The organism is Pseudomonas panipatensis (assembly GCF_900099785.1).
Taxonomy (GTDB): Bacteria; Pseudomonadota; Gammaproteobacteria; order Pseudomonadales; family Pseudomonadaceae; genus Pseudomonas; species Pseudomonas panipatensis.
Map to the genome: position 1 here is coordinate 279,298 of NZ_FNDS01000002.1, position 12,921 is coordinate 292,218.

Below are 12,921 nucleotides of genomic sequence, written 5' to 3' on the forward strand. Positions count from 1 at the left end.
ATGGGCGTCAATGAAGCCGAAGCCCCGGCGTGTCCTCATGCGCCGCGCTACCTCTTCCGAGGTACACCCGAGCTGAATAGACAACTCATTGTTTTAAAAGGGTTTAGTGATGAAAGCAGAGCGACTGCCAGGGGCTGCCGGCAGCGAGCGGATCTTTGGAGGTAGTCCGGCGCTGGAGCGCCATTCGCTGCGCACGTCGCTGGTGTTGCGCTTCGGCTGCTACCTCACCCTGCTGGTCTCGCTGGCCCTGATCGGCATGTTCAGCGCCCTGCTGTTCGCCGACTACGCGCACCAGGACGCGGCGGTGATCAACCAGGCCGGCTCGCTGCGCATGCTCTCCTACCGCCTGGCCCTGGAGCCGTCCGCGGCGCGCCGCCAGGCGCTGCTCGAAACCCTCGGCCAACGCCTGGCCGGCAACGACATCCAGCGCGTGCTGCAACGCGCCGGGGACGAGGCGCCGCTGCGCCGCGAGCACGCCAAGCTGCGCGCCGAGCTGGCCGCGCTGGACGCCGCCCAGGCGCCGGTGCTGGCCGACCTGGACACCTTCGTCGCGCACATCGACGCCTTCGTCGGCACCCTGCAGCACAACGCCGAGGACCGCTCGCAGTTGCTCAGCACGGTACAGGGACTGTGCCTGTTCCTCAGCCTGCTGGTGGTCTTCGTCTGCCTCTACGACCTCAGCTACCACGTGATCGGCCCGCTGCGCGAACTGACCCGCACCGCCCACCGCCTCGGCCATGGCGAGCTGGATGCGCGGGTGGCCAGCAGCGGCGAGGACGAACTGAGCCTGCTCGGCGAGCGCTTCAACCAGATGGCCGGCGAGCTGCAAGGCATGTACAGCGACCTGGAAGCACGGGTGGCGGAGAAGACCCAGGCCCTGTCGCGCAGCCACCAGCGCCTCGAACTGCTCTACGCCAGCGCCCGCCGCCTCGGCGAAGACCCCTATGACCAGCGCAGCCTGCAACCCTTGCTGAAGCAGTTGGAACAGGTGCTGCAAGCCGGCCGCGTGACCCTCTGCCTGAACAAGGATGGCGTCGAGCTGGCCTACGGCACGCTGACCACCACCGGCGTCGCCGCCGATTTCTGCCGCGCCGGCGATTGCCGCGCCTGCGTCAGCGCCTGCGGCGACGACACCCAGGACGCGCGGCCACGCCTGGTGCAACCGCTGGCCATCGGCGAGCACCGCTTCGGCGAACTCTTCATCGAACCCGGCGACGGCCGCCTGGAGGACTGGCAGCGGCAGCTGGTCGAGACCTTCTGCGACAACATCGCGCGGACCTTCGCCCTGACCCTGCAACAGGAACAGGAAAGCCGCCTGGCGCTGTTCGCCGAGCGCGGCACCATCGCCCGCGAACTGCACGACTCGCTGGCGCAGTCGCTGTCCTACCTGAAGATCCAGGTCAGCCGCCTGGGCATGCAGCTCAAGCGCGACACCCCGGCGGCGAAGCTCGACGAAACCCTGGAAGAACTGCGCGAAGGCCTCAACAGCGCCTATCGCCAGTTGCGCGAACTGCTCACCACCTTCCGCCTGAGCCTGGAGCAATCGAGCCTGCAAGCGGCGCTGGCGAACACCGTGGCCGAGTTCGCCGAGCGCGGCGCTATCGCCATCCACCTGGACGATCGCCTGGCGCACATCCCGCTCAACCCCAACGAGGAAATCCATATCCTGCAGATCGTCCGCGAGGCGCTGTCCAACGTGGTCCGCCACGCCGGCGCCGGGCAGGCCTGGGTCAGCCTGGCGCGGCAGGAAGACGGCCAGGTGGCGGTCAGCGTGGAAGACGACGGCATCGGCTTTGACCCAGCGCAGAGCCGCGACGGCCACTACGGCCTTAGCATCATCCGCGAACGCGGCCAGACCCTCGGCGCGCAGCTCGACATCGCCGCGCGCCAGCCGTGCGGCACGCGGGTCAGCCTGCGCTTCATCCCGCGCCCGCTGGCGCCGCGCACGCACAAGGAAAGCACCTGATGAACAGCCACGAGCCCGCCCGCCTGCTGCTGGTGGACGACCACCCGATGATGCGCAAGGGCGTGATCCAACTGCTGGAAATGGAGGACGACCTGCGGGTGGTCGGCGAGGCCAGCGACGGCGCGACCGCGCTGCGCCTGGCCGCCGAGCTGGAGCCGGACATGATCCTGCTCGACCTCAACATGAAAGGCATGAACGGCCTGGAAACCCTGCGCGCCCTGCGCGAGGCCGGGGTCGACGCGCGCATCGTGGTGTTCACCGTCTCCGACGACCGCGCCGACGTGATCAACGTCTTGCGCGCCGGCGCCGACGGCTACCTGCTCAAGGACATGGAGCCCGAGCGCCTGCTCGAACACATCCGCCAGGCCGCCACCGGGCAACTGAGCATCAGCCCGCAACTGACCCAGGTGCTGGCCCAGGCCCTGCGCGGCGACATGCAGCCCAAGCGCGTCGAGGAACTCACCGAGCGCGAACGGCAGATCCTCCGCCAACTGGCCCAGGGCGCCAGCAATAAGATGATCGCGCGCAAGCTGGACATCACCGAAGGCACGGTGAAGGTCCACGTCAAGCGCGTGCTGCACAAGCTGGGCATGCGCTCGCGGGTCGAAGCGGCGGTCTGGGCGGTGGAAAACCGCCTGGCCTGAAAGTCACCCGGCGGCCGCGCGCCGGCGCCGCGCCCTTGACCTGGATCAAACCACCCCGCCCCATCCACGCCGGACACTCTCGGCCATCTTCCCTGAGGTGCCACCGATGCGCCGGATGTCCAACCGCCCCCTCGTCTGCTCCTGTTCCGGCTGCTCGAACCTCGCGCAATTGGCCAACGACCTGACCCTGCGCCTGTGCCGTGAAGGGCTGGCGGACATGTACTGCACCGCCGGCATCGGCACCCTGCCCTCGCGCCTGGACGAAGCGCGCGACGGCCGCCCGCTGATCGCCCTCGACGGCTGTCCGCAACACTGCGCGGCGGCCTGCCTGGCGCGCCACGGGCTGACCCCGCACACCCACCTGACCCTCAGCGAATACGGCCTGCGCCGACGCGACAATGAACGCTGCTCGGCGCAACAGAGCGAGCTGCTCTACGAAGAGGTCGCCTACCTGCTCAAGGTCCTGGCCAGCCAGCGCGCCTGAGGGCGCCGGCGTTCGCATCAGGCCCGGCTGCCGCAGGCACAACCCTCGCCACAACCCTGGCGCGACACTTTCAGATGCGCGACGAAATTGCAGGGCCGGGTGCGGCTGTCCAACTGGCCCAGCAGAATTTCGCGCCAGGCCGTGCGGCAGGCGCCGGGCGAACCGGGCAGGCAGCAGACCAGGGTGCCGTTGCTGATCCCGGCCAGCGCCCGCGACTGCAAGGCAGAGGTGCCGATCTCCGCCCGCGACAGCTCACGGAACAACTCACCGAAGCCATCCACCCGCCGGTCCAGCAGCGGCAGCACCGCCTGCGGCGTGTTATCCCGCGCGGTGAAGCCGGTGCCGCCGGTGACCAGCACCACCTGGGTGCGCGCATCGGCGATCCAGGCACAGACCCGCGCGCGAATCTGGTGAATGTCGTCGGTCACCAGGGCGCGCTCGGCCAGCACATGCCCGGCCGCTTGCAAGGCCTCGGCCAGGCTCCGGCCGGAGTCGTCGGTGTCGAGGCTGCGGCTGTCGCTGACGGTCAGTACGGCGATGCGCAGGGCGTGGAAATCCTGGGTGGCCAGATGGCTCATGGAACGGCTCCGGGGCGTTAGGCAAAGGCCCCCAGCCTGACGCCGCGGCGACGCCCGGCCCATTCCCCGGAAGAGGTACGGGCAGGGCGCGGACGAGAGAGGCGCTCAGCGCTTCCAGCGCTCGGCGGCGGCCTGGTCGCTGCAGCGGCCTTCGACCCAGCGCGGGCCTTCGCCGGTGTCTTCCTTCTTCCAGAACGGCGCGCGGGTCTTCAGGTAGTCCATGACGAAGTTGCAGGCATCGAAGGCGGCCTGGCGATGGGCGCTGGCGGTGCCGACGAAGACGATCGGCTCGCCCGGCTCCAGGCGGCCGATGCGGTGAAGTATCTCCAGGCGCAGCAGCGGCCAGCGCTGCTCGGCCTCGGCGGCGATCTTCTCCAGGGCCTTCTCGGTCATGCCCGGATAGTGTTCGAGGAACATGCCGCCGACCTCGCGGCCATCGTTGAAATCGCGCACGTAGCCGACGAAGCCGACCACCGCGCCGACGCCGACGTTGGCCGCATGCAGGGCATTGAGTTCGGCGCCGGGATCGAAGGCGGCTTGTTGGACCCGAACGGCCATGCTCAACCTCCGGTCACGGTGGGGAAGAAGGCCACTTCGTCGCCGTCCTGCAAGGGCTCGTCGAGGCCGCAGAGTTCCTGGTTGCGCGCGCACATCAGGTTCTGCTCGGCGAGCAGCGCCCAGACGCCGCCGCGTTGCAGCAGGTGGCCGCGCAGGTCGTCGACGCGAGCGAAGGCGCCGTCCCAGGCCACTTGCTCGCCGTCGAGGCCGAGGGCTTCGCGGTAGCGGGCGAAGTACTGCACGTGGATCATTGCGGCGCCTCCGCCCGGTAGTGGCCGCTCTTGCCGCCGAGTTTTTCCAGCAGGCGCACGCTTTCGATGATCATGCCGCGATCCACCGCCTTGCACATGTCGTAGAGGGTCAGTGCGGCGACGCTGGCGGCGGTCAGCGCTTCCATTTCCACCCCGGTCTGCCCGGCCAGCTTGCAGCGCGCCTCGATGCGCACGCAGTCCTCGCCCTCGGCCTGCAGTTCGACCTTGACGCTGGTCAGCAGCAACGGGTGGCACAGCGGAATGAGTTCGTGGGTCTTCTTCGCCGCCTGGATGCCGGCGATGCGCGCCACGGCGAAAACGTCGCCCTTGGGATGGCCGCCGTCCTGGATCAGGCGCAGGGTTTCCGGGCGCATGCGCACCCGGGCTTCGGCCACCGCTTCACGGGACGTCACGGCCTTGTCGGTGACGTCGACCATGTTGGCGCGGCCTTGGGAATCGAGATGGGTGAGCAAGGACAGTCTCCGGGTATGACGGGCGATGGGGACAAGTGTACGCCCTGGGCGGCCCGCTGGAAGTCCGGCGGACGGCGCATTGGTGGATGGATTGTATACAAAAGGAGGTATCACGGAAGCCGGGCAGAAACGCACTGGCGAACCGGAAGGAGTCCATACACGGATAAGCGCCGAGGTTATCCGCCGCTCAACCGTGGCGGAGGCGATGAACAGGCTGAAGCGGCGTGCGAGCGCGAACGGCCTTCCGCCCGACGCCGGGGAGTGCCCTTGGCCGCGCGCCTCTCCCCCTCTCCCTGACGGGAGAGGGGGGCTGCAGCGACTGGCGCCTATGGCCGCCTGGCGCTATCTACAGGTGCGCCTCGGCGAACTCCGCCAGCACCGAGCGCGGCACCCCTTGCAGGGTCACGTGCACGCCGTGGGGGAAGTCCTTGAAGCGTTCGGTGAGGTAGGTCAGGCCGGAGCTGGTGGCCGACAGGTAGGGCGTGTCGATCTGCGCCAGGTTGCCCAGGCAGATCACCTTCGAGCCGTTGCCGGCGCGGGTGATGATGGTCTTCATCTGGTGCGGGGTGAGGTTCTGGCACTCGTCGATGAGGATCAGGCTCTGCTGGAAACTGCGGCCGCGGATGTAGTTCAGCGATTTGAACTGCAGCGGCACCTTGCTGAGGATGTAATCGACACTGCCGTGGGTGCATTCGTCGTCCGAATGCAGGGCCTCCAGGTTGTCGGTGATGGCGCCGAGCCAGGGTTCCATCTTCTCCGCCTCGGTGCCGGGGAGGAAGCCGATGTCTTCGTCCAGGCCCTGCACGCTGCGGGTGGCGATGATGCGCCGGTAGCGCTTGGTGACCATGGTCTGCTCGATGGCCGCGGCCAGCGCCAGGATGGTCTTGCCGGAACCGGCGGCGCCGGACAGGTTGACCAGGTGGATGTCCGGGTCGAGCAGCGCGTAGAGCGCCAGCGACTGGTACACGTCGCGCGGGCGCAGGCCCCAGGCTTCCTGGTGCAGCAGCGGCTCCTGGTGCAGGTCGAGGATCAGCAGCTCGTCCTGCTGGATGCCCTTGATCCAGCCGACGAAGCCCTGCTCGTCGACGATGAACTCATTGATGTGCACCGCCGGCAGGTTGTCGGTGAGCTGTACGCGGTGCCAGGTGCGACCGTGGTCCTGGCGGGTCTCGACCTTGCTCACGCGGTCCCAGAAGGAGCCGGTCAGCGAGTGATAGCCACGCGAGAGCATGGCCACGTCGTCGATCAACTGGTCGGTGTGGTAGTCCTCCGCCGCCACCCCGCAGGCGCGCGCCTTCAGGCGCATGTTGATGTCCTTGGTCACCAGCACCACGCGGCGCGCGCTGTTGCGGCTCTGCAGCTCGACCAGCTGGTTGATGATCTTGTTGTCGTTGAGGTGCTCCGGCAGCCAGGTGATGGGCTCGGCGCGCTTGCTCATGAGGATCGACAGGCTGCCGCAAGGGCCGCTCTTGCCGCGCTGGATCGGTACCCCCTCCTCGACCTGCTCGGGCGAGGCCTCGCCCAGCACCTGGTCGATCAGGCGAATGGCCTGGCGGCACTCGGCGGCCACCGAATGCTTGCCGGTCTTCAGCTTGTCGAGTTCTTCCAGCACCGTCATCGGGATGGCGACGTGGTGTTCCTGGAAATTCAGCAGCGCGTTTGGATCGTGAATCAGAACGTTGGTATCGAGGACGTAGAAGATGGGCTGGGTGGTGCTGGAGCGTCCGTGGTCATCCATACGCGGGTCACCTCTTCTGGGGGCGGTACGACGGAATGCCGAGACAGCGCTCCGCCGTGCGGTGAGCCACCAACTCTCGATGCAAGGCTCGAGAGGACTGCAAGAAAGGTGCGGGCCGGGGCCGCCACCTGTCTGCAGGGTTCGGCGGTCTACGACTCCACAAATACCGTAAAAATTGTGACGGTAGAAAGTCTTTTTCCTTATCACCGGTGTTTTTTTCTTCCTACGACGAAATACCTTGGCGGAGCCTCCGCATGGGGCTAGTTTTATGAGTCCAGTCATCGGCTTAGCGATGCCGAACGATTGCCCCTCGCGCCCCTCCCCCCGTCGTTTTCCTCGATCGCCCCCAGCGCTGGAGCCTGCTCCGGCAAGTCCCTACAATCGCCCGACGCTTCGAGGAGACCGCACGATGCTGATGGTGATATCCCCCGCCAAGACCCTGGACTACGAAACCGCGCCGGTCACCGACCGCCACACCCTGCCCGTGCACCTGGATGATGCACAGGCGCTGATCGGCATCCTGCGCGAACTGACCCCGGCGCAGATCGGCAGCCTGATGAGCCTGTCGGACAAGCTCGCCGGCCTGAATGCCGCGCGCTATGCCAGTTGGCACCCGGACTTCAACCCGGGCAACGCCAAGCAGGCGCTGCTGGCCTTCAAGGGCGACGTCTACACCGGCCTCAACGCCGAGGACTTCGACGCCGCCGACTTCGACTTCGCCCAGCGCCACCTGCGCATGCTCTCCGGCCTCTACGGCGTGCTGCGGCCGCTGGACCTGATGCAGCCGTACCGCCTGGAAATGGGCACCAAGCTGGCCAACCCGCGCGGCAAGGACCTGTATGCCTTCTGGGGCGAGCGCATCAGCGGCTGGCTCAACGAGGCACTGGCCGAACAGGGCGACGCCGTGCTGCTCAACCTGGCCTCCACCGAATACTTCGGCGCGGTGAAGCGCAAGGCGCTGGACGCGCGCATCATCGACACCGAGTTCAAGGACCTGAAGAACGGCCAGTACAAGATCATCAGCTTCTACGCCAAGAAGGCCCGCGGGCTGATGGCGCGCTACGTGATCAAGGAACGCCTGAGCGACCCCGAGGGGCTCAAGGACTTCGCCTACGCCGGCTATCGCTATGCCGCCGAAGAATCGTCCGCCGATCGCCTGGTGTTCCTCCGCGACCAGGCCGAGGATTGATCCGCCTCGAGAACGCGGCGCTGGGCCAGCGCCGCTGGCACCTGCCCTGTGCGCCGCCCGCCCCGGCATTGCGCGAAGAACCCCTTCACGCCCGGCCGCCGGCTGCGGGTCAGAACCGCAACTGCGGCCCCAGGTAGGCATTGACCTGGTCGATATCGTCCTCCCCCAGGGCACCGACCAGCGCGGCCAGGCGCAGGCGTGAGAGGAGGTAGCGCAACTTGGCCTCGAACAGATCGCGCTGGGCGTTGAATACCTGCTGCTCGGCGTCGAGGATGTCGGTGTTGGTGCTACTGCCGGCGAGGAAACTCTTCTTCGCCGATGCCAGCGCCTTTTCACTGGAACGCACAGCCACCTCCAGGGCATGGACGCGTACCTCGCCGTTCTGCACGCCGAGGAACTCCCGCGTGGTGTTGGACAAGACCGCTTCGCGGGTGGCGTTCAGGTCATCTTCCGCCTGCTCGCGACTGGCCGCGGTCTGGCGCACGTGGGCACTCACATAGCCGCCGCTGAACAGCGGCACATTCAACTCCACGCCGATGGAGGCGTAGCGGTTGCGCTGGTCAAGAGTGGAAAGCGACTCGCTGTCGGCGGCGGTGTAGCCCGCCACCAGATCGAGCGTCGGCCAGTGCCCAGCCCTGGCCTTGGCGACCTCCTGCTCGGCCACCGACACACCGAGTCGGCGCGCGGCGATGTTCGGGCTGTCGACGCGCGCCTTCAGCAACCACTCGGACAGGGTGGCCGGTTGCAGCCCTGGCGTCGGGAAATTCCCCTGCAAGGTGGCGATGGTATCCGGCGTTTCGCCAATCAGCTCCTGCAGCAGGCGGCGCGCCACCAGCAGATGGTCGCGGGCTTCGATCAGCTCGGCATTGGCCAGGTCACGCCGGGCGACAGCGGTGTCGATATCGGTGACGGTCCCCTCGCCCAGCTCCCGGCGGCGCGTGGTGGAAACCACCTGCAACGCGTAGGCGCGCAGTTTCGCCTCGGCCAGTTCGATGGTCTGGTGTGCCAGCAGCACGTCAAAGTAGCGCCCCGCCAACTGCACGGCGACATCCTGGGCCTTGGCGTCGAATACCGCCTCGCCCATGTCGGCCTGGTGCTTGCCCTGCCGATAGGTCGCCAGCTTCTCTTTGTTGAACAGCGGCTGGCGAACCTGCACCACGGCACTCTTGGCGTTGTAGTTGAGATCGCTGTCGTGGCTGCGGCCGTAGGCGTCCGGCTGCCGCTGCGTGCCATTGATATGGCTCTGGTAGGCGTTCAGGTTGGCCTGCGGCAGCAACCCCGCCTTGCCGAGGTTGCGGTTTTCCAGTGCGGCATCGCGCTCGTGTACTGCCGACAGATAGAGCGGCCCCTGGTACTGCAGGATGCCCCAGGCCTCGCGCAGGTCCAGCGCATGCACTGACGGAGCCAGGCTAGCGATGCACAAGGCCAGAGCGACACGGGTAGACACTCACTGCTCCTTGAAGGAATGGCTCACCCGGTCGAGCAGGGGCTTGAGCAGATAGCTCAGCAGGTTCCGCTCTCCGGTCCTGATGGTGACCGAGGCAGGCATGCCGGCACGGATGCGGTTGTCACCGAGCATCACCATGCCTGCCGGGGTGACCTGGACCTGGGCCAGATAGAACGGCTGCTTGTTCTCCTCGTTGATCATGCGATCGGCGGAGACCGTGAGCACGGTGCCGGGGATGTTGGGGGTCTGCACATGGTTGAAGGCGGGGAAAGAAATGTTCACCAGCAAGCCCGGCTCGATGCGGTCGATGGCCTGCACCGGAACCATGGCATCGACTTGCAGCGGCTCATTGAGCGGGACGACCTCCATGAGTTTGAAGCCGGGCTGGATCACCCCACCGATGGTGGTGACGCTGAGCCCCTGGACCATGCCGTCGATGGGCGAGCGGATGACGGTATGACGAACCTGGTAGTCCAGCGCCTGCAGGCGGTCGGCCAAGGTACTGCTTTCCTTCTGCACATCGGTCAGTTGCGCCTGGACCTCCTTGCGATAGTCGTAGGCCTGCTGAAGGATGCGCAACTTGAGCTCCGCCGCCTGGCCACGGACCTGAGCCATGGCGTTCAGGTTCTCCGCCTGAGAAGCATTGAGTTCGGAGGCGTTGCGCTCCAGTTCGAGCATGCGGTTGCGTGGGATATACCCTTCCTGCGCCAACTGGCGGGCACCGTCCAGCTCGGCCTGCAGATAACGCAGCTGCGCCGCGCGGGCTCCCTGCACCTGGCGCAGGCCCTGCATCTGCCGCTCGGCGGCGACCAGCGACTCGCGCAGGATGCTGACCTCGCCATCCAGGCTGGCACGACGCGCGGCGAACAGGCGCCGTTGCAGGCTGATCGACGCCGCCAGTTGCGGTGAATCCTGGAAACGCTTCAGCAATAGCGGGTCGAAAACGATCTCATCGAGACCATCGCGTTCGGCCTCCAGGCGGTTCTCCACGGCACGCGAGACGATGTACTGGGCACTGACCACGCCCTGCTCGGAGAGCGCCTGGGTGGCGTCCAGGCGGACCAGTTCCTGGTCACGCCGCACGTGATCGCCCTCGCGTACCAGGATGGCTTCGATACTTCCGCCGGTCAGATGCTGGATGACCTTGCGGTCGCTCGACACCTTCACCGTCGCCGCCGCCACCACCCCGGCGTCCAGCGGCGCCAGCCAAGCCCAGAGGAGGAATCCACCGAACGCCACGAGGATCAAGACAATGCCCCAGCGCGCCGGGCGCTGGGCATCGACGGCGATCAGCGCGCCAGCCTCCGGCGGCATGAGAGGCTTCTGCTGCACGTCGAGACGGGCCATTCACTCCCTCCCCCTGACCGCGGCCAGCGTGGGCGACGCCACGCCGCCGAGCACATTGGCCTGGCACAGACTGGCGAAAACCTCATCGCGCGGACCGAACATCTGCATGCAGCCCTCGCGCAGCATCAACAGTTTGTCGACGGTTTTCAGGGTGCTGGGGCGATGGGAAATCACCACCGTGGTGCGCTGGCGTCGCTTGAGGTCTTCGAGCACCTCGATCAGCGCCTTTTCACCCAGGTCATCGAGGTTGGAGTTGGGTTCGTCGAGCACTAGCAAACCGGGATCGCCATACAACGCCCGGGCCAGGCCGATGCGCTGTTTCTGCCCACCGGAGAGCGGGCCACCCTCGGCATCCAGGCGGGTGTCGTAGCCCTGCGGGAAACGCAGGATCATCTCGTGCACGCCGGCACGCTTGGCCGCCAGCAGCACCGCGTCGCTGTCGAGTTCTCCGAAACGGGCGATGTTCTCGGCGATGCTGCCCTCGAACAGCTCGACGTCCTGCGGCAGGTAGCCAAGCCAGGGGCCGAGTTCCTCCTTGTTCCAGGCAAACACATCGGCGCCATCCAGACGTACCTTGCCACTGTGCGCCGGCCAGATGCCCACCAGCAGACGCGCCAGCGTCGACTTGCCCGCCGCCGAGGGGCCGATGATGCCGAGGCTCTCCCCAGGTGCGAGATTGAAGTTCACCCCCTGCACGAAAGGCAGTCCGCTACCCGGTGCCCCGGCGCTGACATTCTCCACCGCCAGCAGACCTAGCGGACGCTGCAGCTTCATTGCCTGCGCTGCTTCTGGGAACTCCCGCAGCAGATCCTGCAGGCGCGCCCAGGAGCGTTGGGTGATGACCAGGTTTTTCCAGGCACCGATGAGCTGCTCGACCGGCGCCAGGGCCCGGCCACTGAGGATCGAGCAGGCGATCATCATCCCCGGCGTGATGCTGCCCTCGATGGCCAGCCAGGCGCCGGCGCCGAGAATCAGCGATTGCAGGGCGATGCGGACGAAGCGCGCCAGGCCACCGATATAGGCCGCGCGGTCGGAGGCCAGGCTCTGCATCCCGAGGATGCGCAAATGACTGGCGAACCAGCGACGGGCGATACCTGGAAACATGCCCATGGCCTGGATCACTTCGGCGTTGCGCAGGTTGTTGTTGGCGAATGTCGCCGACGCCTGGGCGGCGGCGTTGGCCTCGGCCAGGGGCTTGCGAGTGGACAGCTCGGTGAGCGCGGTCAAGGCCACCAGCACGCAGGAGCCACCAAGGGTGAGGAAACCCAGCAAGGGATGCACGAAAAAGGCGATCCCCAGGTAGACCGGTGTCCAGGGCGCATCGAAGAAAGCGAAGAGCGCATTGCCGGTGAGGAACTGGCGAACCTGGGTAAGGTCCTGCAAGGCCTGCGCCGGACTGCTGCCGGAACGCCGCAGATTACGCTGGAAGGCGGCGCTGAAGACCCGCCGGTTGAGGTCCATGTCCAGGCGATTGCCGAGACGAATGATCACCGTGCTGCGCATCACTTCGAGCAGCGAGAGCAACACATAGAGCCCGAGCATGAGCACGGTCAGCATCAACAGCGTGGTGGTGTTGCTGCTCGCCAGGGCGCGGTCGTAGACCTGCAGCATATAGACCGCCGGGGTCAGCATCAGCAGGTTGATCACGCCACTGAAGCCGGCCAGGCAATAGAACGTGTGGCGCAGGCGAAACAGTGCTTCGGCGAGTTCGGAGCGGGGTCCTGCGTTCCTGTGCGTCATGCTCGTTCACCAAGGCTGGTCCCTGGGAAGCCCTGTGCGTTGTGCCTGGCATGACGACTTCAAGTCCTTGCCCATCCCGCCGCAGCGCCACTGCCCAGTCGGTTTTCATCTTGAGACTAGGAGAGCGTGCGCGCCTGGCGAGAAGCGCGCCCCACATCTGGCCGATTATCGAACACTGCATGATTAAAGTAATCATTTATAAATCAAATGCTTACAATACTAATCGAGCGCCACGCGGATAATTCGGCATGCCTTTGACACCCTAAAATCGTGCGACCTAAGTCCAATCACGGGCCGCCCATGGTTTTGCCGATCGCCGCCGCGAACCGCCCTGGCATACGCTTTTCCGCCGTCTCCCGCTGAATTTCCGCTATCCCGGCGGTCACGCCCGCGCCGGGGAAACCGACGAGCGAACCTGTCGTTTCATCTCAAGCTGCTATTACTCATGACAATGCGGCCTACCCCGTACGCGCTTGAGCTGTGACCGAACAGCGCAGCCAGTCAAA

The 12,921-nt window shown here is 66.4% G+C and carries 12 protein-coding genes; 4 read left to right on the forward strand and 8 right to left on the reverse strand.

What is annotated here, in order from left to right; all coding sequences use genetic code 11:
* The first annotated feature begins 109 nt into the window (after positions 1–109).
* From BLQ74_RS05425 to BLQ74_RS05435, 3 genes are all read left to right on the forward strand, one after another.
* Positions 110–1,966 carry a histidine kinase gene (locus BLQ74_RS05425; protein WP_090261519.1) on the forward strand — a complete coding sequence of 619 codons (1,857 nt, stop codon included), beginning with the start codon at positions 110–112 and terminating at the stop codon, positions 1,964–1,966.
* Positions 1,966–2,610: a two-component system response regulator NarL gene (narL, locus tag BLQ74_RS05430; RefSeq protein WP_090261520.1), complete on the forward strand. Its 645-nt coding sequence runs from the start codon at positions 1,966–1,968 to the stop codon at positions 2,608–2,610. Before BLQ74_RS05425 ends, narL begins: the two co-directional genes overlap by 1 nt.
* A gap of 106 nt (positions 2,611–2,716) precedes the next feature.
* A complete protein-coding gene (locus tag BLQ74_RS05435; protein WP_090261521.1) occupies positions 2,717–3,094 on the forward strand; it encodes a putative zinc-binding protein in 378 nt (125 codons plus the stop codon).
* Positions 3,095–3,111: 17 nt separating this feature from the next.
* Here BLQ74_RS05435 and moaB read toward each other — a convergent pair whose 3' ends face one another.
* From moaB to BLQ74_RS05460, 5 genes are all read right to left on the reverse strand, one after another.
* Positions 3,112–3,672, reverse strand: coding sequence for a molybdenum cofactor biosynthesis protein B (moaB, locus tag BLQ74_RS05440; protein WP_090261522.1), 561 nt, complete (start codon positions 3,670–3,672; stop codon positions 3,112–3,114).
* Positions 3,673–3,777: 105 nt separating this feature from the next.
* Positions 3,778–4,230 (reverse strand): molybdopterin synthase catalytic subunit MoaE, encoded by a 453-nt coding sequence (moaE, locus tag BLQ74_RS05445; protein WP_090261523.1) that lies wholly within the window; start codon positions 4,228–4,230, stop codon positions 3,778–3,780.
* A gap of 2 nt (positions 4,231–4,232) precedes the next feature.
* Complete coding sequence (locus tag BLQ74_RS05450; protein ID WP_090261524.1) at positions 4,233–4,481, reverse strand: MoaD/ThiS family protein; 249 nt, start codon at positions 4,479–4,481, stop codon at positions 4,233–4,235.
* On the reverse strand, positions 4,478–4,954 hold the full coding sequence (gene moaC / locus BLQ74_RS05455; protein WP_090261525.1) for a cyclic pyranopterin monophosphate synthase MoaC: 477 nt from the start codon (positions 4,952–4,954) through the stop codon (positions 4,478–4,480). Before moaC ends, BLQ74_RS05450 begins: the two co-directional genes overlap by 4 nt.
* 346 nt (positions 4,955–5,300) lie before the next feature.
* Positions 5,301–6,692, reverse strand: coding sequence for a PhoH family protein (locus BLQ74_RS05460; protein WP_090261526.1), 1,392 nt, complete (start codon positions 6,690–6,692; stop codon positions 5,301–5,303).
* Between the two features lie 409 nt (positions 6,693–7,101).
* Between BLQ74_RS05460 and yaaA the strand changes: the two genes are divergently transcribed.
* Positions 7,102–7,881 carry a peroxide stress protein YaaA gene (gene yaaA, locus BLQ74_RS05465; protein ID WP_090261527.1) on the forward strand — a complete coding sequence of 260 codons (780 nt, stop codon included), beginning with the start codon at positions 7,102–7,104 and terminating at the stop codon, positions 7,879–7,881.
* A gap of 109 nt (positions 7,882–7,990) precedes the next feature.
* Here the strand turns inward: yaaA and BLQ74_RS05470 are convergent, their stop codons facing one another.
* Genes BLQ74_RS05470 through BLQ74_RS05480 form a run of 3 tightly spaced genes read right to left on the reverse strand, consistent with a single transcriptional unit; the run spans position 7,991 to position 12,415 of the window.
* Entirely contained in the window at positions 7,991–9,328 is a 1,338-nt protein-coding gene (locus tag BLQ74_RS05470; protein ID WP_090261528.1) for a TolC family outer membrane protein, read from the reverse strand.
* Positions 9,329–10,675 carry an HlyD family type I secretion periplasmic adaptor subunit gene (locus BLQ74_RS05475; RefSeq protein WP_090261529.1) on the reverse strand — a complete coding sequence of 449 codons (1,347 nt, stop codon included), beginning with the start codon at positions 10,673–10,675 and terminating at the stop codon, positions 9,329–9,331.
* Positions 10,676–12,415 carry a type I secretion system permease/ATPase gene (locus BLQ74_RS05480; protein ID WP_090261530.1) on the reverse strand — a complete coding sequence of 580 codons (1,740 nt, stop codon included), beginning with the start codon at positions 12,413–12,415 and terminating at the stop codon, positions 10,676–10,678.
* Positions 12,416–12,921 lie beyond the last annotated feature (506 nt).